The sequence below is a fragment of the Acinetobacter sp. 12966 genome (genome assembly GCF_031196995.1).
Taxonomy (GTDB): domain Bacteria; phylum Pseudomonadota; class Gammaproteobacteria; order Pseudomonadales; family Moraxellaceae; genus Acinetobacter; species Acinetobacter geminorum.
Genome location: NZ_JAVIMC010000030.1, coordinates 57,760 through 84,434, shown reverse-complemented (window position 1 = coordinate 84,434; position 26,675 = coordinate 57,760). Strand labels below are relative to the sequence as shown.

Genomic DNA, 26,675 nt, shown 5'->3' with positions numbered 1-26,675 from the left:
TTTAGTATTATTCCGAGCCTTATAACTATCTAATAACTTTTGGGTTTGGAGAAAGGGAAAATGCATCACTACAAAAAGGTTGGGGTTAACTCGAATCATCTGATGTGTGCTGAATCACGGTATTTTAAATTAAAACCTTGTTGTATTGCTCTTGCAGCAGTATTTGCGCAGCAGGGTTATGCAAATACAAATATTGAAAAGGCAGCCCTTAATGATCAACCGGCACAAAAGCCTGTAGCTCAATTGCAAAAAATTATAGTGACGGCGACAAGGACGCCAAAAAATATTGCTGAAATTGCAGGCACAGTTCAAACGATTGAAAAGCGGCAAATTGAACAACAGGCAACTGCTGGACGGAAAATTGCCGATATACTGGCTCAGTTGGTTCCATCACTCGGGGTGAGTAGTGGAACGACTACCAACTATGGGCAAACAATGCGTGGTCGTGATGTCATGATTATGATTGACGGCGTATCACAAAATGGATCACGCGATGTTGCTCGGCAGCTAAATAGTATTAGTCCAGGCATGATTGAACGTATTGAAGTTCTTTCAGGAGCTACAAGTATTTATGGATCAGGTTCTACCGGCGGGATTATTAATATTATTACGAAACGTGCTGATTCGACTAAACCAGTAAGTTTTGAAACTAAACTTGGTATTACGTCTTCCGATACATTTCGGAGTGATAGTCTAGCTTATGAAATTGGCCAATCTATTTCATTTAATAAAGATAATGTAAATGGTTTCTTAGGGGCTAATTTCACTAGTCGCGGATCTCAGTTCGATAGCCATGATGATCGTATTGCTATAGCACCTATGCAAGGTAGCCGTCCTGATACTGATACAATTGATATTAATAGTCGTATAAATATAGGTTTAACTGATAACCAATCACTAAGTTTGGGTGCGCAATATTATAAAGATGAACAAGATACGAGTTATGGTCCTGATTATGGGAAAAATTATATTTATGGAGGAGCGCCTAACTCATATATTGGGAAGAAGGGTTTAGAAATACCTAATCAGCCTTTTACAGAGCGCTATGCATTCAACACTCAATACCAAAATAAAGATATTTTAGGTCAGGTCTTAAATTTAGAAGGATATTACCGTAAAGAAGATGCTCGTTTCTTTCCAGTCTTTTTAGGAGGAGAAGGTACAGAAGCAAAACAATCTCAATCTGAAATCGAAGTTGCTGGTCTGCGTTCAACAATACAAAGTGATTTAAATATTATGAATCGTGATCTTAATCTAACTTATGGCTTAGATTATGAACATGAAAAAGATCAACAACACTACGAGCATTTCACAGCATTTAATACAGGTTTGACCTATAAACCTACAGGTAAAACTTCCGATGCCGGTCCAAATACAACAATTCAAAGTGCTGGCGTTTTTATACAAGGTGATTACGCTTTAACAGACCGTATGAATGTCCAGGCTGGTACTCGTTATCAATATATTAAAGCTGAAACAGAACAGTACTCGACTAAAAATGGGATACAGCCAAGCGGATCTGTAAATGACGATGCTGTTTTATTTAATTTGGGAGCGATATATAAATTAACAGATGAGCAGCAAATATTTGCTAATTTCTCTCAAGGTTTTAGTTTTCCAGATGTACAACGGATGATGCGAGATGCATTTAATATCTCAACAGCGAATATCCAACCTATTAGTGTAAACAGCTATGAATTAGGCTGGCGTTTACAAGGAGAGCAGAGTCTAAATCTAGGTATAACAGGTTTCTATAATACCTCAGACAAAGTTGTTCAATTCTACAAGAACAGTAATAAAGAAACTGTTGCTGAGGTTATGGACAAAGACCAGCGTGTATATGGTGCTGAACTAACGGCGACCTACCCATTTATGGAAGAGTTTAAAGTTGGGGGAACACTGGGTTATACGCGTGGTCAATATAAAGATACGGATGGTAAATGGAAAGAGTTGAATGCTTTTCAAGTCTCACCAATTAAAGGTACGATTTTTGCCGAGTGGAACAGTGATGAAGGATATGGTGCTCGTGTGCAAATGCTTGCTATAAAAGGTACAAATGAAGCCGTAAAAGATGGCTCACTTTCAGCTGTAAAAATTAAAGGCTATAGCACGATGGATGTTTTGGCACATTTTCCAGCTTGGAAAGGACGTATAGATTTTGGTGTATATAATGTTTGGAATAGAGATTATCGAACTGTCTATAGTCAACAAGCAGAAAAAGTATACGGTCTTGTAGAAAGCATACCAGCCGAAGGACGTACTTACGGCCTCAGTTATACATTTAATTATTAATGTGAAGTGAGATAGGGAATATCTATAAATCATAGGTATTCCTTAATAGATTTTGAAAAATAATAAAATATGCTTGCATCAACAAATGAAAATGATTATCATTATACATATTGAAAGTTGAGGAACGTTCTAGTAATTAAATTTAACGCCTACTACTGTAAGACTAAGTTTTAAGACGATTTAAAGTTATACCAGAGACTCCAATAACAATGATGTTGAAAAAGATGAGTTGATTTCTGGTATGTGAGCGCCTGCAGGACATTATAAAAATAGGCAGGTTCAACTAGCGGTAAATGGAACAAAGAAAAATAAACATGATCAGCGCAACAAAAAGAACTAATCAAAAGCAGTAGGCGAGGATGGCCTGCTGCTTTTGTAGTTAAAATTAATTTCACAGTTATTTATATATTTCAACTCTTTTAGTTATTTAACTCGCCACAGTCACAGATCAAATGTGTTTTTTGATTAAAAAATAACCACTAATGTTTCATTTATTAACATTCTGTCTTTTTAGCTATTTTTTTGTATACCCTGAATAAAACATGATCAAAAAAAGAGGTAAAAACGTGCTTATTTTTCATGGAAAACCTGTTCACGGAGCTATCTTCGATATGGATGGGACAATGTTTGATACTGAGCGCTTGCGGTTTCAAACATTGCAACAGGCATCTCAAGAACTCATTGGACAGGAATTTTCACACGAATATTTAATGCAATGTCTAGGTTTAAGTGCAACTACTGCTGAGCAATTAGCGCAACGTCTATATGGCGTAAATGTTCCATATAAAGAAATTCGAAAAAAAGCTGATGAGATGGAACTCGAATATATTCGAAAACACGGCGTGCCTATTAAAAAAGGTTTGGTTCAAGTTCTAGAGCGTTTGCGAAAATCTGGTTTAAGAATGGCTGTTGCGACTTCAAGCCGTAGGGCAATTGCCGAAGAATATTTAATTAATGCGAATGTTTATAAATTTTTTGATGTGATTACCTGTGGTGATGAAGTAGAACAAGGTAAACCGCATCCAGAAATCTTTTTAAAAGCTGCTAGTCAACTTCACTTGGACGCTAACCAATGTTTAATGTTTGAAGATTCTGAAAATGGTTTAACTTCAGCTCACACTTCAAAAGGTTTAACGATTTTATTAAAAGATATTAAAGAACCAAATGACGAAATGTTGGAAAAAGCACATTTTTATTATGAACAAATGTATGACTTTTTAACCGATCTCGATCAATTTATCCCTGTTATGGACATGCCGGAAATGCAGGAACCTTTTCCACAAAGTCTCAACCAATTAACAGTTGGAATACATGGTTTCGGTGCGATTGGCGGTGGTTACATAGCGCAAATTTTGTCACATTGGGATGGATATACAAAACCAAAACGTATTATTGCATCAACACGAAATAGTCTTTTCCGCGAAGCTGTAAATGCGTTTGGAACCTATAGTATTCGCTATGGGCAATTTTCTTATGATGAACGTATTGAGAATATGACCATTGTTGATTCTGACAATGAACAACAAATGTTAGAGATGTATACTCATTCAAGTTTGATTGCATTATGTTTGCCTGAGCAAGCGATCGAACCTGAATCAAAGATAATTGCAAAAGGGTTATATGCGCGTTTTAATTCGCAACTTGAAACATGTATAAAACCTTTAACCTTTCTAATTATTTTAAATAAGGTTGGTGCGAAATATTTGGTTATGAAGCATCTTAAAGAAGCTCTACTAGAGTTAACCAACGATGAAGATGTAACCGAGCATATTTTAAAAGAGCATTACTTTTGCGACACCGTTGTAAACCGTATGGTTTCAAAACTTTCTAATCAGAATTTATATCGTCAACTTCGTATTAAGCATAATTTTCTTGAACAGCATTTAGAAGATGTGGAGCAAGAAGACCAAATCGAAATTGAAGACTGTAATAAACTAACTCCAGATCAACTAAATCAGGCTTCTATCTATGTTGATAACATGCGCCGTAATTTCCAGCCGGGACATATCTTACAAAGCATGGATTTAATCTTGTTCCATAGTGAAACTGATATGCCAATCTATGTAGAGAAAGGCAGTCCTTTACTTGAAAAGTTGCGTCAGGTGGTATTGGTTGACCAAATTACTGACATTCAACTCATTAAAAATCGTTTATGGAATGGTGTACATGCGATGCTTGCTTGGTATGCATCTTTAATGGGTTATGAATCTATTGGTGTTGCCATGGGTGATCATTCAGTTAAAGCATTTGCAGAGAACTTAATTGCAGAAGTGAAACAGGGACTTGCTATTGTATTACCTAACTATGCAAAAGATCTGGATCGAATGTCACAAAGTTTTCTAGACTCATGTGAATATGCATTTAAAGATCCTTGTCAACGCGTAGCTAGAGATCCACTACGCAAACTCAATCATAATGAACGTGTCATGGCTTCAATTGCTGTGAATATTCGTCATGATTTGCCTTATAAAAACTTATTAAAAGGCGCTGCTTTAGGTTATGCCTATGCGATTCAATTCTTAGAAGTTGAAGAGACTAAAGCAGTTGAACATCTGCAGCAGCAAATTCAGAACCTAGACTTGAGTACAACTCAAAGAAGACAGTTTGAAGCTGAATTGGTTCAACTTATCCAATATTTGTTTTCTGAACAAGGTAAACAACCTTTGGACATTAAGCTGAACAATACCAAAACTACATCAAATCAATATGTTTGAGTTTGCTTATTGAATTAACCTCAACAATTGAAAGACAAACATGTTTTAATACAAAATTTGAATAATTTTGAATTAAAACTGTGCTGTTAAAACCCTCCACACTCATGGTGCCAACACCTATACGGGATTATCCCGAATGGCACCTTGGGCGTCAAAATTACGCATTGTGGTATCTAGAAATTAATGATCAGAAATTAGTTCATTATCTAGATCAATTGCGTGCGCATTTTTCAGAATATCTAGTAGAACCTAATCACCGTCAATATCATGTCACGCTGTTTATATGTGGATTCTTGACCCATGAAAATAAAGTTCATGATGATGACTTTTGTTTTAGTGGCTTTGTGCAGCAAAGGGAAATTTTAAGAAAAGAAGATATTGCACCATTTCAATTAAAAATTGGTTCAGTTGATAGCTTTAGTAGCGCTTTATTTGTAGAAGTCCAAGACACCGAAAATAACTTATCTCTCATACGGCAAAAATTAGGTATAGTTTCTAATGAAATTGCCGCTTTAGATTATTGCCCGCACATTACATTGGGTTTGTATAAGAAAGACTATAGTAGTAATTTGATTTTACAAAAAATTTCTCAATTACCTGTACAATACACACAGGCTGAATTTGATCTTAAAGTTGAGCATTTAAGCTTTGGCTATTATCAAGCTCAAATTTTACAAGGTAAGTTATATCCATCTCAGCATTTGTTTTTAGGTGATTCATGTTGCAATTGATTTTAGGTGGTGCCCGTTCTGGCAAAAGCCGACTGGCTGAACAAACGGCAATAGATAGGCAATTAGCTGTCACTTATGTTGCAACGGCGCAAGCACTTGATCCTGAAATGCAAAGTCGAATAGCCCATCATCAAAAGCAGCGTCCTTCTCACTGGTCTTTGGTTGAAGAACCTTTATATTTAGCAAAAACTTTGCAAAAAATTGATCGACCTAATCAAATTATTCTGGTGGATTGTTTAACGCTATGGCTAACCAATTTGTTACTGTTAGAAGATCAGAGTGTTCAACAACTTGAGTGTGAACAACTATTAAAAGTTTTACCTACACTTCAGTCCGAAATTATTTTAGTAAGTAATGAAACAGGGTTAGGCGTTGTGCCACTCGGTGAGATTAGTCGCCGTTTTGTCGATGAAGCAGGCAGATTACATCAGGCTTTAGGACAAATTGCAGATAAGGTTGTGTTTTGTGTGGCTGGTTTTCCAATGATTTTAAAGGGTGAGAAGTAAAAATGAAATGGTGGTTAGAATCTGTACAGCAACCTGATTTGGAGGCAAAACAACAAGCTGAGCAACACCAACTCCAACTCACCAAACCTACAGGTGCTTTAGGTGATTTAGAACTGATAGCAGTTAAACTTGCCAGTTTACAGTCAAATGCTCACCCACAAGTTAACCATCCATGGATCACAGTTTTTGCTGGAGATCATGGCGTAGTTGAAGAAAATATCTCTGCGTATCCTCAAGCTGTTACCCGTCAAATGTTGCAAAACTTCACGACTGGTGGTGCAGCAATTAGTGTACTTGCTAAATATCATCAAGCTCATTTGCAAGTGATTGATTGCGGTACCGTAGGTGAAGCATACGAATATACCGGAGTTGAACGTCATTGTATTCGTGCCGGCACTGCAAATTTTGCCAAACAAGCCGCAATGAATGCAGATGAATGTCGTGCTGCTTTAGAGTTAGGAAAAAACAGTGTAGACACGGCCAAATCTAAAGGTGCAGATATTTATATTGCGGGTGAAATGGGAATTGGAAATACCTGTTCTGCTTCTGCCTTAGCATGTCTTTTATTAAATGATACTGCCGAGCAATTAACTGGCGTTGGTACGGGAATTGGTGCCGATCAGTTAAGACATAAAATTGAAGTGATTGAAAAGGCAATTGAACTTCACCATAAACATGTCATTGGTGATGTATTCAAAACACTTTGTGTTGTAGGTGGTTTGGAAATTGCAGCAATTGTCGGTGCTTACATTCGCTGTGCGCAAGTGGGCTTACCTATCATTGTCGATGGTTTTATTAGTTCGGTCGCTGCTTTATGCGCAGTACGAATGAATCCTAAAGTACGTGACTGGATGCTTTTTGGCCATCAATCGGCAGAATATGGCCACCAACGTATTTTGCAAGAACTCAATGCTGAGCCAATTTTAAAAATGAATTTGCGTTTAGGTGAAGGTAGTGGGGCTGGCGCTGCCTTAGCATTGGTTAAAATGGCTTGCGCTTTACATAACCAAATGGCTACCTTCGCTCAAGCTGCTGTAAGCGGGGATAAAATTGGGTAAATTTAGAATTGATTTACTCAGACATGGCGAAAGTCAATATAGCCATACTCTGCGTGGTCATTTAGATGATGAGTTAACAGCAAAAGGTTGGCAGCAAATGCAGTCAACCTTTGAGCAAGTGGCTAATCAGACATGGGATGTGATTATAAGTTCATCATTAAAGCGTTGTGCTTGTTTTGCTGAGCAACTTGCGAAGACAACTCAGCTGCCTTTAATTCTGAATCATGACTTAAAGGAAATGTATTTTGGTGATTGGGAAGGCGTCTCAACTCAGCAAATTTATGGAACTTCACCCGAATTACTTGCAAACTTTTGGCAAAAACCGAGTCAATATTGTCCACCTCGCGCAGAAACATTAAACCAGTTTCAAATAAGGGTTCTTAAAGGCTTTCAGGATTTGCTAGAACATATGCAAAAGCAAAACTTACAGCATGCTTTAGTTGTTACTCATGGTGGTGTAATTAAGCTATTGACTTGTTTAGCCAGACAACAGCCTCTAGATGACTTACTTAAAATGCCAGCAGAGCTTGGAAAATTATATTCACTCGAATTTTCTGAAACAGATGGTCAATTAACTTTTAAGTTAAGATAGTAGTTTTATATTTTTATACACTTGTAAGTTATTATTTTTAAAATGTTATTTTAGCCTGTGTAATAGAACTGTCATTGCTAGTATCTAAGCTATTGGCATTTCTTATTAATCACACATCTGGCTTATGAATATTTTATTTAAAACAACTGTGCTTGCAGCATCATTATTGCTCGCGGCTTGTAATAACAATGATGATCAAGAAGCTCAAACTGCACCATCTACAAACCAATCAAAATATTATCAAACAAAAACACCTTACCAACCTCAACAAGAAATAAAAAACTATGAACAAGTACCGAATGGATTCCAGCCAGTTTTTACAGAGCTAGTGGCGCGTCACGGTTCAAGAGGCCTCTCAAGTCTGAAATATGATTTGGCACTTTATAATTTATGGAAACAGGCAAAATCAGAAAATGCCTTAACACCTTTAGGTGAGCAATTAGGTGCTGATTTAGAAGCCATGATGAAGGCAAATATCTTATTAGGTTATGGCGTGGAAGGGATCCGCCAGTACGGTTATGGAAACGAAACCATGACTGGTATCTTAGAACACCGTGGCATTGCAGATCGCTTATTACAGCGCTTACCAACTCTTTTAAATACGCAGGCCTCTATATTGGTACAAAGTTCTGGGGTGGATCGTGCGGTAGATAGTGCTAAATTTTTCACTGCTGAACTTATAAAACAACAACCGCAACTGAAAGATAAAATTTTTCCATTGTCTTATACCAATTTATCAAGTGAGAGCGTGGCGAGTGTTGAAGATGGCGGCGTAGATCGTTTCAAACTCTATTTTCATAGTTTGAATGCAGACGAAGACTTAGCTCAACCCCTGAGTGCTAGCCAACAAAAAATTTATGATGCTAGTCAGGCCTATCAAGATTTTGAAGAAAATAATAAAGATTTAGCACAAAAGTTAGATGAGTTATCAAAAAATACTGAGGCTGAAAAAACAGCTCAAACAGTGCTCAGTCCGATTTTTAAAGCAGACTTTATTAAAAAACTGGGTACAACAGGTTATAGCTTTAGCAATACCGGATCTTTCACGGTAACCTCACCTAAAGGTGAGCAAATTACAGAAAAAGGTAAGGGTAAAAACACAATTGCCAGCGCAGTTGATGCAGCAGCTTATATTTATGAACTCTATTCAATTTCTGGTGGTATGAAAGATGAGTTAAAAGGTGTCGATTTTGATAAATATATGCCATTAGATGCTGCGAAATTCTACGCTGAATTTAATGATGCAAACGATTTTTACGAAAAAGGTCCAAGTTTTACAGAGTCAAATCAAGTCACAAGTGAAATTGCCCAAGGACTCAAACAGGATCTGTTCCAACAAGTTGACGCTGTGGTGAATAAAGCTCAGCCTTACAAAGCAGTTTTACGGTTTGCCCATGCTGAAATTATTATTCCTCTGGCAACTAGCTTAGATTTGCATAATATGATGCAGCCGTTACCACTACGCCAGACTTATAATTACTCGACAAGTGCATGGCGTGGTGAAGTAGTTTCACCTATGGCGGCAAATGTACAGTGGGATATTTACCAAAATAGTCAAGGCTCTACTTTGGTAAAAATGCTTTATAACGAAAAGGAAACTTTATTTAAATCTGCATGTGATTATGCACGTTACACACCAACCAGTTTTTACTATGACTACATGAAATTGAAACAGTGCTATCAAATGCAATAGATTTTCAGTTTTTGAAGTCTTTAATGGGAATAGGGATTGCTATTCCCATTTTTATTTCTTCATAATTCAATTTGTTTTTAGATATAGATCAGTTAGAGACTTGGATATGACACCTTTTTGGATAGCATTGCAATTTTTAACTGTTCTGCCTATTGAGTTAAAGACAATACCAACGGCGCAACAAAATGGTCGAGCTATTTTGTTTTATCCTTTGGTCGGGCTGATTATTGGCGGCATTCTTTTTCTTATCTCATGTCTTTTAGCTAAATTACCCGTTCTTTTGCTTGCTGCCATCATAATGACTTTATGGATTTGGCTGACAGGCGGATTACATTTAGATGGGCTAGCAGATACTGCAGATGCGTGGGTAGGTGGTTTTGGAGACAAACTACGTACTTTACAAATCATGAAGGATCCAAGTTGTGGCCCAATTGGAGTCCTCAGCTTAGTTATTATTTGTTTGCTCAAATTTGCACTGGTTTATGTATTGATTGAACAGCATCAATCTTTATTTTTAGTCTTTGTTCCTATCCTTGGACGTATTGTGCCATCTATTTTGTTTTTAACTACACTATATGTCCGTGAAAAAGGCTTAGGCCGTTCTTTGACAGACCATTTACCCAAAACTGCTTCATGGATAATAGCTGCGGTAGTTTTGTTATTGGCTTTATATTGGGAATGGCAAGGGCTCATCGCCATTATTGGCTTTTTAATCAGTCTGGTTTATTTAAGATATCTGTTTATTAAAAGAATTGGCGGTATTACAGGTGATACAGTCGGGGCAGCGATTGAGCTTAGTGAAACTGTACTGCTTTTTAGTTTTGTCGTAAGTTATTTTTATTTAGTTTGATATTGAATTTCACCCAAAAAAATAAAAAAACCCTCAAAAAATGAGGGCTTAATTTTCAATCTTAAAAAGATGAATTAACGGTTTGGTAAAACATCTTTTAAAGCTTCATGCATTTCAAGCAATGTCTTTTCAGTAGTTTCCCAATCGATACAACCATCAGTTACTGATTTACCATATTCTAAATCACAAAGATTATCCGGAATATCTTGGCGGCCGCCTTTCAGGTGACTTTCAACCATAATACCTACGATTGACTTATTACCATCTAAAATTTGTTCAGTAATATTTTTAAGAACAAGTGGTTGTAAGTACGGGTCTTTATTTGAATTAGCATGGCTCGCATCAATCATGATTTTGTTGCTCACTTTAGCTTTTGCTAAAGCATTTTCTGCTTCTGCAACCGAGCCTGCGTCATAGTTCGGTTTACCGTTACCACCACGTAATACAACGTGTGCATAAGGGTTACCATTTGTATTAATAATTGAAACTTGGCCGTCTTCATTTAGACCTAAGAAACTATGGCCATATTTAACAGATTGCATCGCATTGGTTGCAACAGTTAAACCACCATCTGTACCATTTTTAAAACCAACTGGTGATGATAAACCAGAAGACATTTCACGGTGAGTTTGGCTCTCTGTTGTACGTGCACCAATCGCAGACCATGAAATTAAGTCTTGGTAGTACTGTGGAGAGTTCGGGTCGAGTGCTTCAGTTGCACATGGCAAACCTTTTTCATTTAACTCAAGCAAGAGTTTACGGCCAATACGTAAACCTTTTTCGATATTAAATGAGTCATTCATATCAGGGTCATTGATTAGGCCTTTCCAACCAATAGTTGTACGTGGTTTTTCAAAATAAACGCGCATAACTAAATACAATGAATCTTTAACTTTTTCACTAAGTACTTTTAAGCGATCAGCATATTCGTGAGCAGCTTTGGGGTCGTGAATAGAGCAAGGACCAATAACGACAAACAAACGTTTATCTGAACCATCTAAAATATTACGGATAGTTTCGCGGCCTTTTAGAACAGTTTGCGAAGCAACGTCAGATAAAGGAAGTTCTGACTTAAGCTCAGCTGGTGTTACAAGAGTTTGAATGCTTTTAATATTAACGTCGTCGATATCTGGCTTTGAAACGGAATTTGAATGTGTAGTCATTGCTGTCACTGGTTCGATCATACTAAAGGTTGTTTTGTGTACTGAATATACCATGAAATAATTATGAAAATACTACATCTCATAGTATTTCAGATTGGAAAAATCCTATTGATTTTACTATCTTTCAGTCGAGTTGCCTGTTTTTTCGGCAACTACTGCTTGTTGTTGTACCACAGGTGCTTTCGGTTTTGCTTTGACTGGATGAACCATAAAGTTAACACCGAGGGCAAATAGGGTAATCCCTAGAATTTTTCGGATTAAACGTTCAGGCATACGAGAGCTAATTAATGTTCCAATAATAATTGCTGGAATCGAACCCACCAATAACCACATCAGAAGGGTAAAGTCGACGTTACCAGCACTCATGTGCCCAAGGCCAGCTACTAAGGTAAGTAATACTGCATGTACAACATCCGACCCAATAATTCGGATCATTGGCAAGTTCGGGAACATAATCACAAGTGCCATGATCCCAAATGCACCCGCACCAACTGATGAAAGGGTTACGAATACACCTAAAATGATGCCCATAATCACGATAAAGCTACGTTTTTTATGGATTGCCAACTGTTCATTTTCAGTTTGAGCGACTTCTTTATTCCTGAATTTATTAAAGAATTTCTCAATACGAGTACGGAAAATGATGGAAACACCAGTTAAGGTCAACATAAAGCCTAGTACCATAGTTAATACAGCTTTATAGTGTGTTGACTGGCTTAAATAATGCTCAAGTACCCATGCGGTGCCAAAAGATGCAGGAATACTACCTACAGCCAACCATAAAACAATTGGCCAGACAATATTGAGCTTTCTTGCGTGAACCATTGATCCACAAAATTTTGAGATTGCAGCATAAAGTAAATCGGTACCAATCGCGATATGAGGTTCAATTCTAAAAAGACCAATTAAAATTGGTGTCATTAATGATCCACCACCAACTCCTGTAATCCCTACACAGAAACCAACTAACATACCCGCTAAGATAAATTCAAAAGCACCAGACATCTTTATCGCCACTTATCACGAAACGCAGATATCTTATTCCTTTTAGAGATAAACAGTTGTCATGAATAATGATTTACTTATGCAAAAAAAAGCTAAGCAACGAAAATTTTGCTTAGCTTGTACTATTTTTCATCATTTTTTTAAGAAAATGATTATTTTGATGACTTTAGTGGGTTAATTAAAAGTATAAGAAGAAAAGTTAATGGCGTTGCAAAGATCCACCAACTGACAAAACCAATTGAAAATTTATATTGTTGAATAAGAATAAATGCACACAAACCAAATAATATAAATGCGGCTATTTTGAAATGTCGGTAATACTTTTGTGCTAACGATTTGAAATGACCTGTCGATTTCGGCGATCGATATTTTTCGCTCGCCATAAATAACAAGTACATACCTAATAAAATTAAGATGAACGCTATAAGAATCATGAGCTCACCTCAGTATTTAGTTTATTCAGCTTTTTTTGAATTTTTGCGACAGCTTTATGCTGGATAGGTTGAATTTTGCAGAATATAAAAATGGCTAAAGTTGCAAAGACCCACAAAAATACATCTACACGTGCAAACGTCCAATAATCTCTGAGGCTTTGAACATACTCATGTTTAAGTAAATAACTTAGATTTAAGATTGGAAGTGCAATACATAGCATAATAAAAACGCTAAGTTGAGTTCGCCACAAATGCTGTTTTTTAGTGATTAATGCAATGATTAAGCTGATTAGCCAAACGAAGAAAAAACTATAAATTTCATAATTGATTGTGCTTGAAGTGATTGTAAATAATCGATTAGCGCTTAAGTAGGCGACAGTTGCACAAGGTAAGCCAACAAACGTTGCAATATTTAAACGGTCAACTAAATAGTGTCCAAAGTGAAACTTACTGTTCTTATTTTGAATTTGGCGTTTAAGGCTCCAGAGTAGTAAACCAGAGGCAATCATGACGCAGCCTAAAATGCCAGAAAAGAACAAACCTAAGCGAAGTAAAGGCTGGGCAAATGTTGCCATGTGTAGACCGTAAACTCCTGCATTCAGCATTGCAATAGCACTATTATTACGTGTGTCTGCTAAGACTTTGCCTGTTGAAGCATTCAATGTAATTTGAGCCTGATTCCGGGTAATAGAGTGATCTTCTTTTTGAATAAAGGTAATTTGAGCTTGGTTCGTATTTGGATTTTTTACACTCATTGTTGATAAAGGTTGGTTACCCCAACTTTGTTGAACTTGGCTCAGCATCTTCTCAATAGCTAAGTTTTGAGCAGGTTGAATCGATTGATTCTCAAGCACAGTCTTTGTGCGGATTTCGGTAAAATATTGATAAGGGTTTTCAGGGTAAAGCTTTTGCATTCCCCAAGGCAGATATAAATAAGAGAAAATAGCTAAGCCTGTAAATGTAATAGTTAAAAAGAAGGGCAGAGCAACGACTGAAGAAATATTATGAAAGTCTAACCATGAACGCTGAGACTTAAATGTACGTAAAGTAAAAAAGTCAGTGAATATTTTTTTATGAGTAATAATGCCTGAAACCAAAGCAATCAGCATAATAAATGCGGCAAGACATACGACTAATCGCCCAACTATGATTGGAATTCCAAAAAGTTGGTAATGGAAGCGGTAAAAAAAATCGCCGCCTAGGGTCGCCGAAAGTTGAAGCTCTTTTCCCGTGTTAGCATCAAGTGTGGCATTGCCATAACTGCCGTCAGCTTTTTCCCAATACATGGTGTTGACCGGACTTTCTGGCGTTGCAACAGTTAAATACCAAGATTTAGCGTCTGGAGCGTTTTCTTGTAAATATTGATAGGCTGTTTTAATAGCAATATCTTGCTTTACTTCATATTGCGCAAGCGCCGGTTGCATCCATAAATTAATTTCATGGCGGTAGTAGGACAAACTTCCCATTAAGAAAATGGCAAACACAAGCCATCCAAAAATTAAGCCAGTCCATGAGTGTAGCCATGCCATAGATTGACGTATACCTTTATGCATAACCTACCGTCCGTGTCACAATAAAGAAAAGGGCTAATAGCGCGATTGATAGAATGGTCAGTCGCAATAATGATTGAATGCAGAACCCAACAATCACAAAGACTACGTAAAATAAAATCGCTATAAATGCTGAAAGATAGATAGCCTCAGCTTTGTCCAGATTCAAAAGGAAAATTCCAGTGAGTCCAAGACTTAAATACGTCATACAGGCAAAGCCCATACCGAAAACTAGCAAGAAACGATAGAAAACTTTTATACGATATGACACTGGGAGATTTACAGTTTTGGACATCTTTATTGGCACATAAACAAAGAATAATAAGTAAAGCCAATCCCTAAATTGAGATTGGCTACAGTATTAATATTTAAATTTTACAGCAACTGTATAGTTGGCTGGAGCTCCATAAAAAGCTTGCCCATCGGGGAAACTATTTAAATATTTCTTGTCAAAAATATTATTACCATTTGCTTGAAGCGTAATATGATCATTGACTTCATAGCTCGCCATTAAATTGACTAAAGCATATGCATCTTGTTTGATCGTACTGTTTACATTTGAATCATATAACTTTATCCCATCTTGCCATTGTAAACCTGCACCAACTTTCAGCTTAGGTAAAGCTGGCAGAGTGTAGGTGGTTAGCAAATTAAGCGTCTGGTTTGGATTATAAGTTCTTGCCTCGCCACCATTTTTGGTATCTTTAATACTAAATTGAGCATAACCGAAAGAAAGATTCACATTATCTGTGATTTGACCTGATAGACCAACTTCTACACCTTGTGACTCTAAATCACTAGTTGGTACTTTTCGATTAAGTGGATTTCCATCTGAACTGCGTAGTGGGTAATTATTTTGTTCAGTTTTAAATACTGAAAGTGTTCCTGTTAAACGGTCATCTAGCCATGAGCTTTTTACGCCCATTTCATAGCTTTTACCATCAATAGGTTTTAAAGCTTGATTGGTATTTTTATCAATACCAGTTTGAGGACGGAAAATTGAGGTATAACTCATATAACCTGTATATTCAGGTGTAAAGTTATAGGTTAGTCCAACATATGGTGAGACTTTACTTTCACTATATGACATTGGAGAACCATAACTTTCACCTTTACTTTCAGCCTGTACATAGTTTGCACCAAGTAAAAGTTTTAAATCTTCATTAAGATGTAAGCGCGTCGCAGCATAGATGGAGTTAATATTCTGTTTATAGTTTGCAGCTTCTGTAAAATCTGACCAAGTTATAGATTGCGGTGTCCAGCTTGCCCAATTTGTCGTGAGCTGGCGTAAATATCCTTGAGAGTAATCATTCAAAATATCAGCATCGTTAATAAAACCTGAAGATTGTTTATCTTGCTGATGGTTACGTACGTAGCTGTAGCCTAAAGTTGCCTCATGTTCTTGGTTAAAAAGCTTATAGCTCCCTTCAAGATTAAAATCGACAGCATGTTTTTCTTGATGTTCTTGTCCTCCCCAAGCTGTTAAAGCAACATCAGAACCATCAGCTTTGGGATATCCATAATAATAAAGAAGACGACTATTATGCTTGGTATCAAGATAGTTATAAGTCAGTTTAGCCGTCCATAGGTCATTAATTTTTTGTTTTAATTCAACAAAAGCATTTTGTGTCTCATTATCCCAGTGCGCCCAGTCAGGGTTTGGATTATATGAGCGGTCATATGAAATTTGTTTGCCATTTGCATCGAGTAAGGGCAGAGCACCCCAGTTATTCGCATTCGGTTTATTTTGTTCTTGGTTATAGCCTGCGGTGAGTAAAGTAGTATCTGTTAAGTCAGCTTCAACAATACCTGCGAAACCATTTTTTTCTGAAGAATATCGGTCAATGTAAGAATCACCCGTTTGCTCATAGCCCATAATACGGCCACGTACTTTTCCACTCGGTATAATTGCGCCAGAGACATCAGCTTCATAACGCTGCGTATCCCAAGAGCCATAACTTAGGCCGCCACTTGCCTGGAATTCTTGAGTTGGACGTTTTCGAATATTATTGATGGTTGCACTTGGGTCGCCGAAGGCGTTAGTTAAAGAATCAGCACCTTTAACAACTTCTACACGATCATAAAAGTAAGTATCAGGATTCGTATTGTTATAGTTATAACCTGAGAGGGGAAAGCCTACGCCGTCAGTTAAAATATTTGAAATCTCAAAGCCACGAGCCATATAAGTAGTTCGCTCGGTTTCTTGACTAGAGACGGTTACACCTGGGGTGTTTTTTAAAACATCGCGAGTACTAGTAAGACCAAAATCTTCTATTTGCTGACGAGTAACGACATTAATGGTTTGAGGAGTTTCTTTAGCCTCAATATTAAGCTTGGTTGCGCTACTCGAATTTTTAACATTATATGCTTTGGTTTGTTCAGAAGCCTGTTCAGCATTTGATGCTTTAACTTGAATCGTCTGTAAAGCTTGTACCTCTGAGTCTTGAGCATAAGAGAGGTTTGCATAACAAATCGCGCAGGCGATTACGGTAAGCTTAAATGGTCGAGGTGGGATATTCATAAGATTAAAGATAATGTAAATAATTCTCATTTATTTTATTGTTTGTAAATGTAAGCTACAATTCAAATTGCATTGTTAATTTAGATTAAAAGATGGTGAATGAGTGTAATTTTAGATAGCCTGTGCTGTGGCTGCTCTTGGTAAGTACATATAGATCAAGTTCAAGATTGATAAATCTCTATGCTAGAATGCATTATTTCAAATTCTTGGGTAAATCACCTTGGCAAACCGAAAACTTAAAATAGGCATTGTAGTTGGGGAAGTTTCTGGAGATACGCTTGGTGTGAAGCTTATGCGTAGTTTTCGAGAACAGGGAATCGATGCCGAATTTGAAGGAATCGGTGGTCCTCAAATGATTGCTGAAGGTTTTAACGGTTATTACCCAATGGAAACTCTGTCTGTGATGGGCATTGTTGAGGTCTTAAAAGACTTAAAAAAATTATTCGCCGTGAGGGATGGTTTAATCAGTCAATGGACTCAAAAACCAGTTGATATTTTTATTGGAATTGATGCACCAGACTTTAACCTCAGACTTTCTAAAAGTATTAAAGAAAAGAATCTTCCAATAAAAACAGTTCAATATGTGAGCCCATCGGTTTGGGCATGGCGTCAAGGGCGAGTACATGGCATCAAGCAAAGTATAGATTTAGTACTTTGCTTATTTCCTTTTGAAAAAGTTTTTTATGAACAATATGAAGTTCCAGCAGCATTTGTAGGCCACCCATTAGCTAAACAATTGCCACTTGAGAACCCAATTCAAATTGCTAAGCAACAATTGGGTATTAATGAAAATCAGAAACATATTGCCTTGTTGCCAGGGAGTCGAAAGGGTGAAGTAGAGAGACTTCTTCCTATGCTGTTGGGTGCTGCTAATATTTTGCATACCAAATATCCTGACATTCAATTTTTAATTCCGGCAATTAATGATGCTCGTAAACAACAGATTGAGCAGGGTGTTGAACAATTAGCGCCTCAGTTAAAAGCAAAAATTCATATTTTAGAAAATACGGATAGTGAATCAAAAATCGGTCGTATGGTCATGAACGCAAGTGATATTATCGCTTTAGCTTCTGGGACTGCAACATTAGAAGCAATGCTGATGCATCGACCAATGGTCACTTTCTATAAATTGCACTGGTTAACTTATTTAATTGCTAAATTCTTGGTGAAAATTCCTTATTACTCTTTGCCTAATATTATTGCGGGTAAAAAAGTGATTCAGGAGCTGATTCAAGCTGATGCAACACCTGAAAATTTAGCAGCTGAAATAGAAAAATTGATGAATGTAGAAACCGCTCAAATTCAAGTGATGCAACATTTAACCATGCATAAACAGCTTATTTCTGGAAATACAGAAGATCCAGTTCAAGCAATCCTAAAAGTACTTGGAAAGTAAAAAAAACCCCATTTTTAGGGGCTTTTTAGATCTACTTAAGCACGTACAATCAGCTCGTAACCCGTATATTTACGAATGTTGATAACACCAATATCAAAAATTAGATATTGACCTTTAATACCTTGTAAAACACCGCGAATTTTCGGTGTTTTATCGAGGTTTAGAGACTTAATTTTTTCAGGATATTGTTCAACTGGATAAACAAACTCACGTGGCAATTCACTTTCTAATAGCTCAACCGTTTCGTTAAATTCAAGGTTTTGACTAAATTCTTCACGAATAGATTGAATTTTAGGGGCGAACTCTTTGATTAACTGATCACGTTGTTCAACCATATTTAAAGGTTCAGCTTCACCCTTGAGGAGTTTACGCCAATCTGTTTTATCAGCAATTAAAGAACCAAACATGGTTTCAAGCTGACCAGATAAACGGCGTGATCCAACTTTTAAAATAGGTAAGGCTTGAGTTGCACCTTGATCTAACCAACGACCTGGCATATGGCTAACACGAGTAATACCCACTTTTAAAGCACTTGAATTTGCCAAATATACAATATGAGGTTGGAAACAAACGCTATGGGCAAAATCATCTTCACGACATGTGCCCAAATGATAGTGACATGTTTCTGGCTTCATAATACAAAGGTCACATTCCGCTTTAGTTTTAAAACATTTGAAGCAGTGACCTTGAGAATAAGACTTCGGTGTTTTAGCGCCACAAGAGGTGCAATAAATATTACCTGTCCATTCGATTTCTAGTTCTTGTCCTAAATTAAAAGGAAGATCAATTTCTGAACGGTCTAATACAAATTTGTATTCAACATTTGCCTTGGTTGTCTGTTGATCAGTTACACTAGCATCTTTTAGGCCTGCATGCATTTTATGGCAAATGCCTTGTAGTTCCATAAAGTTTAAACTCACATCTTTCAATTAAGGGTTGCAGTTATGGCTGAACAAAATGTCATCACTTCTATGCTAGACGATTTATCAAATGAACAGCCCATTCATACTGCACTTTGTATTGGCCAGAAAATTGACCAGAATAACGCAATTCAATGGCACTATTTTACCGTAACTGAGCTTTTAAGTCTGCCTTTTACTCAGCGTTATGATTTAGGTTTTGTACTGTTTGATACTGATGAAATGCAGAACATCAGCGATGTGCAAAAATCACAATTATTAGTAAAGCTAAGAGATTTATTAGCAAAAAGAATTGTTGTAGTAAGCAAGCGTAGTGATGAGCAGCTTTTGCGTTCTTTGGGTTTTACGCAATTGATTGATAAGACATCACATGATAGTGATTTCGCTTTATGGCAATTTAACATCTTGACCTATAAACATGTACCAGATTGGTTTAATTCAAAGTTCTGGGCAAACCCGGAAAATTGGAATAAATTCCGCTGGTAAAAGGGCTTTAAATCTCTTTCAAAATTTAACAATTTGGCTTTTGCTGTCTTAACAAGAATCCGCGTATGCTCATGTATAAACCATACATAAGAGTTACTCATGACAAATTTAAGCAACATTGTAGAAGTTTTGGCTAAACAGGCTTTAGGTGGAAATCAGCAAGCATCAGGTCAAGGCGGTTTAGGTGGAATTTTAGGTTCAGTACTAGGACAAATGGGGAGCAATACTTCTTCTGGCGCTCAAGGTGGCCTTGGAGGAGTATTAGGTTCTGTATTAGGGCAAGTGACAGGTAATAATAACAGTATACCTCAAGCAGGTGGCGGCGTACAAAGTTTATTGATTGCAGTTGTGCCTTTAATTTTGGGCTGGGTACAGCAACAAGGCGGTTTGCAGTCTGCTTTGGAAAAGCTAAAAGGTGCTGGTTTAGGTAGCCAAGTTCAAAGTTGGGTTGACCCAAATCAGACTAATAGCGAAGTTCCAACTCAACAATTGCAGAGTTTATTTAATCCCGCCGACATCGAGCAAGTTGCTGCTCAAGCTCAAGCGCCAAAAGAACAGGTTTATAGTGCAATTGCTTCCGTTTTACCTCAAGTCATTGACTCGTTAACACCTCAAGGTGATAGTACTGACCATCAAGAAGCCAACCAAGATATTCAAAACGTTATGAATCTGGTAAGTGGTTTCTTAAAGTAAGCTACAAGGTAAAAAAAGCCGATATAAAAATATTGGCTTTTTAAAACTGAATAATAAAATAAAAGGGCGTTAGCCCTTTTATTTTAGATTTGAATCAAACTTAACTTATTAGAAGTTATATTCGATACCAGTACCTACAACAGTTTGTTTGTCGTCTTCTTTAATCCAGTCGCGTTTTTGTTGAGCAACAATACCGTAGAAGCGAGCTTGTTTGTTGATTTGGTAATCAAGACCTAAACCGTACAAGTCGATTTTACGATCTTGTTTGCCACTTACTTGTGTTTCAGCAGAAGCGTATTCTGCTTTTACTTTAAGTTTAGTGTTTGGAATTTTATAAGCAGCTGTTACTGCATATGCTTCTTCTTCTAAACCTTTGTAGTTTGTATAAGTATCTGTAGTTTTATCAACACCATCTACACGCGTAGTTTTTGACGTTTTATAAGCAGTCAAGTCATCAGTAGGTTCAGCATGTTGCCATAAAGCACCTACTACAAAACCAGATTTAGCAATATCATAAGAACCAGTTACACGGTAAGCATCTGTATAGACATCTTTTAGACCGTAAGCTGCATATTTACCTTTAATACCAAAGTCACCAGCTGCAGCAATTGCTAAACCAAGGTCTTTGTTCTCGTAGCCAATTGAAGTTGATACAGAGTCAAAGCTATCATTTTTGCTGTCTTTACCAGTTTCCCCTTGTTTGCTATCAGAGGTGCTTTCACCAGTTTGAGCCATGATGTTGAACTTTAAACCAGCTAATAATTTAGGGTCTAATTCAAAACCGATTACGTTATCTAAACGGTTTTCACCATACATGATATTAGTAATATCTAAACGTGTATCGTCATTAAAGATGTCTTGGTTACCACCAGCAGCAGTTTTGAAGTAAGAATCATACTTACCTACTTTTAAGGTACCAACACCTTCAGTTTTTAAACCGATAAAACGGTTACGAGCACTAAGGTCAGTATCAGAACCTGAACCATCAGTAGAAATTGCCCATTCAGCTAAATAAACAGCAGATAACTTGTCAGTTAATTTCTCTTCGCCTTTTACCCCAATACGAGAAGAGTTTGAGTTAACTTCGGTAACGTCACTTTTACCATCGAAATTTTTATTATCAACTTGGTTAATAGAAACATTTAGTTTGCCATACAAAGTTGGCGCTGCTTGCACCGCGTTTACGCTCAAAGTTGCAACTGCGGCAGCGAGTAGCAATTTCTTCATTGAGATTTCTCCAAAACTATTTTAAAAATGGCGTATGCCTAGCTAACTATTTATTTTGTAGTTGACTTGTGTACAAAAAATTACAGAAGCTCACCAACTTGCTAAGCAGTATCGGTAAACTTTGTGACAGGGAAGTGAAGAATAAATGACAGTTTTATGACGTTTAAAATTTAGTAATAAATTAGTTTCTTTGCATTTTTATAGTTTGAAGATGAAAAAAAGCGGAGCCTAAACTCCGCTTTAACCATTTAAAAATCAAAGAGCTGCTTTAATTTTTTCAGCTAATTCTTTAATTTTTTCTTGATCTCCTAATTCAACAGCATGGCGTCCAAGATGATGCACATTTGTTGGAATTAGGTGAAAATGAACATGTGGAACAGTTTGTCCTGCTGCTGCTCCAGAAAGTTGCATCAATACAATACCTTCCAAATTGAGCGCTTTTTCCATTGCCTTAGCAATCTTTTGAACAATTTGTATAGTATAGGCTGCTGCTTCAGCAGGTAAGTCTAGCAGTGTTACAGCAGGTGTTTTTGGAATAACTAATGTATGACCATCGGCTTGAGGCATAATATCCATAAAAGCTAGAACTTGATCATCTTCATAGACTTTTATCGCTGGAAGTTCTCCACGTAAAATTTTTGCGAAGATATTTTGATCATCGTATGCCATGTATTATTCCTTTAAAATTATTTACATTTCAATTCTTTTTGACGTTCTTTAATCGCGTCAAGACGTTGTTGTTCTTTGTCAGAAAACTTTGGTTTTGTCGTATGACAGTTTTCATTACCATATTTTTCTTTAGCATCAGGATCTTTAAAACAAAAGCCTTTTGACGCATAAATCAAATTGTAATCATCTTGCAATTTTTGACATTCTTGCTCAGGTGTTGCAGCTTGTACGCCTAAACTAGCAATGCTCACCATGCCAGTAAAGACTGCAACCATAAATTTATTCATGAGCTTTTCCTCAGTTAAAGGTATGAACCTGTACTCAATATAAGGTTTCTTACCAATATTTCAATGACTATTAATTACTCAAGTGTCATTTTGGTTTAGAATTTGTTCAGAGATTGAATAAAGTTATTAAATATCAATAATTTAAAAAATATCAAATAAAACATAAGCTTAAGTGGTTATTTATATATTTTTCAATAATCTGATTCTTATCTAGCCCCTTATGACTCACAGTTTTGGCCGATATAAAATACTTGTGTTTTGTTGTAATGATCTAAAATTTGATGGAAGGGCTCAGGGTTTTTGTTTACTACTATAGAAGCCTTTTAGCATGTAATCTGGACAACGAAAAAACCAGTTATTAATAACATTATCAAAAGTATGAAATGTGATAATTATTATGTTTTAAATGAAAGATGTATTGATTTTGCATATTTTAACTTCTATTATAGTGCCCTTAATTGCTGCGTTTGATAGTTTTTGTTTTTATAGCCCATTTCTCCAAATGAAATGGGCTTTTTTTATTTAAAGTTATTTCTAATCATGAAAAATAAGCGGTTTAGAATGATATAAATTTTACACTATATTTTATTTTTTGTGATCGACTTGACATGGCACTTTCACAATTGATCTGGTAGTTACTTTCTACCCTCATACCCTTACACATAGTAATAGTATATTCATCATACTTCTTTAAAGGATCTAGTCGTTCGTTCAGACTAAATATTGAAGGAATAGGTGATGTCACAATTTTTACTAATTGCTGAAAAAGTTTATAAAAAGTTCGAAGAAGAAAAGCTTTTCTCCGAGGATGTAATTGGACACTTGAATAGCTTAGTCAGTATTATCCGGCAAGAGATAAAAGACACTTCATACAAACTAAAATATAACTTTATTGATTTTGAAGAATGTTTAAATAAACCTGCAAAGGAATGTTCAGTTAAACTCGATATCAGCTTAATGCCAATTTATAAGAATAAAAGTGAGTACATTATGTGGTTAGCGAGTTTTATCGAAAAAATTACTCTAGGTGGAAGAGAAAAGCTTCCACCGCTTACAAATAGTTTACTACCGAGCTGTATAGTGACTAATCCTTATGTAACAAAACTAGAGCAGGCAAAGGACTCTTCTGAAAAAAGTGCACAGATGATTGTAAATTACTTTAAATCATCCGATTATAAAAAAGTTAATAAAGTGCCTTCATAGTGAAAATAATAATTTTCTATTAAAACAATAATATTATTGGTAAATGCACCGTTATGCGATGGTTTATTCCATCCAAGCGAATAAAAGCAATAGATTGAATCATGAGCGTATTTTTAAATTTGTGTTGATCGTTCAGTGAGCCATTTTGCTAGTTGTGGCCAGAACTCCAATGCACTTGCCTGACTCGACATGAGGCCCAAATGACCGCCAGGGATGAGAGTAAACGTAACATCTTGGCTACTGGTTAATTGGCTTAATGGTTGAGCTGCATCAGCGGTAACCAGTTGATCACTACGACCAGCGCCCACTAAGAGAGAACAGTCAATATTTTTTAATTCTATTTTTTTATTTTTTAACTGGATAAAGCCGCGCTTCAATGGATTTTGCAACCAAACATTGAACAACATGTCCTGATTAATTCCGCCCGGGTAATCAATCATATTATTTAAAAAGTTACTTAAAGTGGCATGCTCTTGCACAAATTGTAGGTCATCAAGATTCTTTAGTAGTTGAATATGTCCATCAAACCAGCCTTTAGGATCAAGAATTTTGAAACCTAAAGAGTTTAAAATTCCAGGACTATGAATCAAACGTTTTGGTAGTCCAGAGTAAATACGGTCTTGAATTTTTTTATTGCGACCAATCGCGTTGTTTATAGCTCGGTAGAGTTTTCCAATATAACCAGAAGCATAACTGTCTATTGGACTACCAAGTACGATAAGGTTTTTAACATAATTGGGTTGATTTAAAGCGGTATATAAAGTGACAAATATGCCAGCCATACTCCAGCCATGAAGCGAGATTTGTTCACTTCCAGAATGTGTTCGGACAAGTTGTATTGCTTGAGGAATAAACCCTTCAATAAATGATAAAAAATTAAGATGTCTATCTTTAAAATTTAAGCGGCCCCAATCCACAAGATATACGTCAAAACCTACATTTTGGAAGTATTTAATAAGAGAGCGATATGGATATAAATCATATATCGCCATATTAATAGCGAGTGGTGCAACAAATACTAACGGTTCTTTAAATTGTTTTTGAGTAGCTGCGTAATAACGAATACGAGTTTGATTGAATTCACCAATCACTTCATAAGGAGTGCTTTGTGACAAAACCAATGTTTTTGGGCGAAATAGTCGGGTAGAGAGGTGCTTGATTTGACTTTGTTCAGAGACAATGGACTTTAAGCGTTTCATCTTTCTTTTACCAACTATTTACTAAAGTTGAATAAAGTCTAAGCGATAATTTTAAGGTTTACCTTGACCTTAAATACCCTAGACACTCAAAATGATGATAGTTTTTTTAGTACATGACCAGTAAAGGCGAACATTTAATGAACCAGTCTGATGATTTAGAATACCAACTTGATACTTTAGCCATTCGTACCGGACATACTCGTAGTTTTGAAGGTGAGCATGGCGAACCGATTTTTTTGACTTCATCATTTGTATATGAAAACGCTGCTGAAGCGGCTGCAAAATTTTCTGGTCAGGTTCAAGGAAATATCTATTCTCGTTTTACCAATCCGACTGTATCGATGTTCGAAAAACGCTTAGCTGCTTTAGATGGAGCTGAAAGAGCTGTTGCGACAAGCTCGGGAATGGGCGCGATTTTGTCAGTTGCTATGGCATATCTAAAAGCGGGTGATCATGTTATTTGCTCAAGAGCAGTTTTTGGTTCAGTTGTTGCCTTATTTGAAAAATATATAGCCAAGTTTGGCGTAGATATTACATTTGTTGATTTATGTGATTTAGACGAATGGAAAAATGCCGTACGTCCTGAAACCAAACTTTTCTTTGTTGAGTCACCGTCTAACCCTCTAGCTGAGATTGCAGATATACAAGCTCTAGCAGATATCGCCCATGCGAATGGCGCATTACTTGCGGTTGATAACAGTTTCTGTACACCTGTTTTGCAGCAACCACTAAAGTTTGGTGCGGATCTTGTGATTTACTCTGCGACTAAATACTTAGATGGCCAAGGCCGTGCATTAGGCGGTGCTGTTGTTGGTAATCATCAGTTGTTAGAAGAAGTTTTCGGTGTTGTTCGTACGCTTGGACCATCAATGAGCCCATTTAATGCATGGGTTTTCTTAAAAGGTCTAGAAACTTTACGTTTACGTATGAAAGCACACTGTGAGAGTGCTCAAATTCTTGCAGAATGGTTATCTAGTCATGAAAAGGTAGAGAGGGTTTACTACGCTGGTTTACCAGCTCATGAAGGTCATGAACTTGCTGCTAAACAGCAAAATGGCTTTGGCGGTATTGTATCCTTCGTTGTTAAAGGCGAGCGTGAAGGTGCTTGGAAGGTTATTGATAATACTAAGTTTATCTCGATTACCGGTAATCTAGGTGATGTGAAATCGACGATTACCCACCCAGCAACCACAACTCATGGCAAACTTTCTGTTGAAGCAAAAGAAGCTGCTGGTATTCAAGAAGGTCTAATTCGTGTTTCTGTGGGTCTAGAAGATATTAATGACATTATTGGTGATATCTCACGTGGGTTAGATTTAATCTAATTAAGTTATGTTTGTTATGGAAAAGTCACATTCATTTTAATGTGGCTTTTTTTGTTACTTATAAGCAACAATAGCAATAAAAAGTCTACGTTTTGTTATAAAACAGTCTAAAATTTCAACGTATAAAAGCTCTAAATTTAATAAAAATAACAAAGAGAGTC

General features: G+C 36.6%; 25 protein-coding genes. 14 read left to right on the top strand and 11 right to left on the bottom strand.

Annotated features, from left to right (window positions below; all coding sequences use genetic code 11):
- Positions 1 to 60: 60 nt before the first annotated feature.
- The 8 genes from RFW85_RS06080 (at position 61) to RFW85_RS06045 (ending at position 10,436) form a co-directional block, all read left to right on the top strand.
- The gene (locus RFW85_RS06080) at positions 61 to 2,292 is read left to right on the top strand and encodes a TonB-dependent receptor (protein WP_170248510.1); all 2,232 of its coding nucleotides are present in this window, start codon (positions 61 to 63) and stop codon (positions 2,290 to 2,292) included.
- 566 nt (positions 2,293 to 2,858) lie between these two features.
- On the top strand, positions 2,859 to 5,006 hold the full coding sequence (mtlD, locus tag RFW85_RS06075; protein ID WP_309171247.1) for a bifunctional mannitol-1-phosphate dehydrogenase/phosphatase: 2,148 nt from the start codon (positions 2,859 to 2,861) through the stop codon (positions 5,004 to 5,006).
- Between the two features lie 104 nt (positions 5,007 to 5,110).
- Positions 5,111 to 5,737 carry a 2'-5' RNA ligase family protein gene (locus RFW85_RS06070; RefSeq protein ID WP_170248511.1) on the top strand — a complete coding sequence of 209 codons (627 nt, stop codon included), beginning with the start codon at positions 5,111 to 5,113 and terminating at the stop codon, positions 5,735 to 5,737.
- Positions 5,725 to 6,243, top strand: a complete 519-nt coding sequence (gene cobU, locus RFW85_RS06065) for a bifunctional adenosylcobinamide kinase/adenosylcobinamide-phosphate guanylyltransferase (RefSeq protein WP_170248512.1) — start codon at positions 5,725 to 5,727, stop codon at positions 6,241 to 6,243. The genes RFW85_RS06070 and cobU overlap by 13 nt, the downstream gene beginning before the upstream one ends.
- A 2-nt stretch (positions 6,244 to 6,245) precedes the next feature.
- Entirely contained in the window at positions 6,246 to 7,301 is a 1,056-nt protein-coding gene (gene cobT, locus RFW85_RS06060; RefSeq protein WP_170248513.1) for a nicotinate-nucleotide--dimethylbenzimidazole phosphoribosyltransferase, read from the top strand.
- Entirely contained in the window at positions 7,294 to 7,893 is a 600-nt protein-coding gene (locus tag RFW85_RS06055) for a histidine phosphatase family protein (protein WP_170248514.1), read from the top strand. Before cobT ends, RFW85_RS06055 begins: the two co-directional genes overlap by 8 nt.
- A 124-nt stretch (positions 7,894 to 8,017) precedes the next feature.
- The gene (locus tag RFW85_RS06050; RefSeq protein WP_170248515.1) at positions 8,018 to 9,586 is read left to right on the top strand and encodes a histidine-type phosphatase; all 1,569 of its coding nucleotides are present in this window, start codon (positions 8,018 to 8,020) and stop codon (positions 9,584 to 9,586) included.
- Between the two features lie 106 nt (positions 9,587 to 9,692).
- Positions 9,693 to 10,436 carry an adenosylcobinamide-GDP ribazoletransferase gene (locus RFW85_RS06045; protein ID WP_108010442.1) on the top strand — a complete coding sequence of 248 codons (744 nt, stop codon included), beginning with the start codon at positions 9,693 to 9,695 and terminating at the stop codon, positions 10,434 to 10,436.
- 74 nt (positions 10,437 to 10,510) lie between these two features.
- Here RFW85_RS06045 and RFW85_RS06040 read toward each other — a convergent pair whose 3' ends face one another.
- Positions 10,511 to 11,620: a 3-deoxy-7-phosphoheptulonate synthase gene (locus RFW85_RS06040; RefSeq protein ID WP_081404725.1), complete on the bottom strand. Its 1,110-nt coding sequence runs from the start codon at positions 11,618 to 11,620 to the stop codon at positions 10,511 to 10,513.
- 96 nt (positions 11,621 to 11,716) lie between these two features.
- On the bottom strand, positions 11,717 to 12,604 hold the full coding sequence (locus RFW85_RS06035) for a sulfite exporter TauE/SafE family protein (protein ID WP_033849945.1): 888 nt from the start codon (positions 12,602 to 12,604) through the stop codon (positions 11,717 to 11,719).
- Positions 12,605 to 12,665: 61 nt separating this feature from the next.
- On the opposite strand from RFW85_RS06035, the gene RFW85_RS06030 reads away from it, so the two are divergent.
- Complete coding sequence (locus RFW85_RS06030; protein ID WP_170248516.1) at positions 12,666 to 12,782, top strand: hypothetical protein; 117 nt, start codon at positions 12,666 to 12,668, stop codon at positions 12,780 to 12,782.
- On the opposite strand, the gene RFW85_RS06025 is transcribed toward RFW85_RS06030, so the two are convergent.
- From RFW85_RS06025 to RFW85_RS06010, 4 genes are all read right to left on the bottom strand, one after another.
- On the bottom strand, positions 12,757 to 13,038 hold the full coding sequence (locus RFW85_RS06025; protein ID WP_033849947.1) for a hypothetical protein: 282 nt from the start codon (positions 13,036 to 13,038) through the stop codon (positions 12,757 to 12,759). The two genes, RFW85_RS06030 and RFW85_RS06025, sit on opposite strands and share 26 nt — an antisense overlap.
- Positions 13,035 to 14,591: a PepSY domain-containing protein gene (locus RFW85_RS06020; protein ID WP_216076542.1), complete on the bottom strand. Its 1,557-nt coding sequence runs from the start codon at positions 14,589 to 14,591 to the stop codon at positions 13,035 to 13,037. Before RFW85_RS06020 ends, RFW85_RS06025 begins: the two co-directional genes overlap by 4 nt.
- Entirely contained in the window at positions 14,584 to 14,883 is a 300-nt protein-coding gene (locus RFW85_RS06015) for a hypothetical protein (protein ID WP_174730491.1), read from the bottom strand. Before RFW85_RS06015 ends, RFW85_RS06020 begins: the two co-directional genes overlap by 8 nt.
- A 66-nt stretch (positions 14,884 to 14,949) precedes the next feature.
- On the bottom strand, positions 14,950 to 17,109 hold the full coding sequence (locus RFW85_RS06010; RefSeq protein ID WP_170248517.1) for a TonB-dependent siderophore receptor: 2,160 nt from the start codon (positions 17,107 to 17,109) through the stop codon (positions 14,950 to 14,952).
- A gap of 220 nt (positions 17,110 to 17,329) precedes the next feature.
- On the opposite strand from RFW85_RS06010, the gene lpxB reads away from it, so the two are divergent.
- Positions 17,330 to 18,505 carry a lipid-A-disaccharide synthase gene (gene lpxB / locus RFW85_RS06005; protein WP_170248518.1) on the top strand — a complete coding sequence of 392 codons (1,176 nt, stop codon included), beginning with the start codon at positions 17,330 to 17,332 and terminating at the stop codon, positions 18,503 to 18,505.
- 35 nt (positions 18,506 to 18,540) lie between these two features.
- On the opposite strand, the gene RFW85_RS06000 is transcribed toward lpxB, so the two are convergent.
- A complete protein-coding gene (locus tag RFW85_RS06000; RefSeq protein ID WP_216076543.1) occupies positions 18,541 to 19,410 on the bottom strand; it encodes a DUF2797 domain-containing protein in 870 nt (289 codons plus the stop codon).
- 39 nt (positions 19,411 to 19,449) lie between these two features.
- Between RFW85_RS06000 and RFW85_RS05995 the strand changes: the two genes are divergently transcribed.
- Both RFW85_RS05995 and RFW85_RS05990 read left to right on the top strand, forming a co-directional pair.
- A complete protein-coding gene (locus RFW85_RS05995; protein ID WP_005069394.1) occupies positions 19,450 to 19,911 on the top strand; it encodes a DUF6231 family protein in 462 nt (153 codons plus the stop codon).
- 99 nt (positions 19,912 to 20,010) lie between these two features.
- Positions 20,011 to 20,604: a YidB family protein gene (locus RFW85_RS05990; RefSeq protein ID WP_170248520.1), complete on the top strand. Its 594-nt coding sequence runs from the start codon at positions 20,011 to 20,013 to the stop codon at positions 20,602 to 20,604.
- Positions 20,605 to 20,712: 108 nt separating this feature from the next.
- Here the strand turns inward: RFW85_RS05990 and RFW85_RS05985 are convergent, their stop codons facing one another.
- The 3 genes from RFW85_RS05985 to RFW85_RS05975 form a co-directional block, all read right to left on the bottom strand.
- Positions 20,713 to 21,831 carry a porin gene (locus tag RFW85_RS05985; protein WP_170248521.1) on the bottom strand — a complete coding sequence of 373 codons (1,119 nt, stop codon included), beginning with the start codon at positions 21,829 to 21,831 and terminating at the stop codon, positions 20,713 to 20,715.
- A gap of 255 nt (positions 21,832 to 22,086) precedes the next feature.
- On the bottom strand, positions 22,087 to 22,500 hold the full coding sequence (locus RFW85_RS05980; RefSeq protein WP_005069390.1) for an HIT family protein: 414 nt from the start codon (positions 22,498 to 22,500) through the stop codon (positions 22,087 to 22,089).
- A 17-nt stretch (positions 22,501 to 22,517) separates the two neighbouring features.
- A complete protein-coding gene (locus tag RFW85_RS05975) occupies positions 22,518 to 22,787 on the bottom strand; it encodes a YARHG domain-containing protein (protein ID WP_002122146.1) in 270 nt (89 codons plus the stop codon).
- Positions 22,788 to 23,525: 738 nt separating this feature from the next.
- Between RFW85_RS05975 and RFW85_RS05970 the strand changes: the two genes are divergently transcribed.
- On the top strand, positions 23,526 to 23,990 hold the full coding sequence (locus RFW85_RS05970) for a hypothetical protein (RefSeq protein WP_170248522.1): 465 nt from the start codon (positions 23,526 to 23,528) through the stop codon (positions 23,988 to 23,990).
- Positions 23,991 to 24,103: 113 nt separating this feature from the next.
- On the opposite strand, the gene RFW85_RS05965 is transcribed toward RFW85_RS05970, so the two are convergent.
- The gene (locus tag RFW85_RS05965; RefSeq protein ID WP_170248523.1) at positions 24,104 to 25,189 is read right to left on the bottom strand and encodes an alpha/beta fold hydrolase; all 1,086 of its coding nucleotides are present in this window, start codon (positions 25,187 to 25,189) and stop codon (positions 24,104 to 24,106) included.
- Between the two features lie 137 nt (positions 25,190 to 25,326).
- Between RFW85_RS05965 and RFW85_RS05960 the strand changes: the two genes are divergently transcribed.
- The gene (locus RFW85_RS05960; protein WP_216076544.1) at positions 25,327 to 26,514 is read left to right on the top strand and encodes an O-succinylhomoserine sulfhydrylase; all 1,188 of its coding nucleotides are present in this window, start codon (positions 25,327 to 25,329) and stop codon (positions 26,512 to 26,514) included.
- Positions 26,515 to 26,675 lie beyond the last annotated feature (161 nt).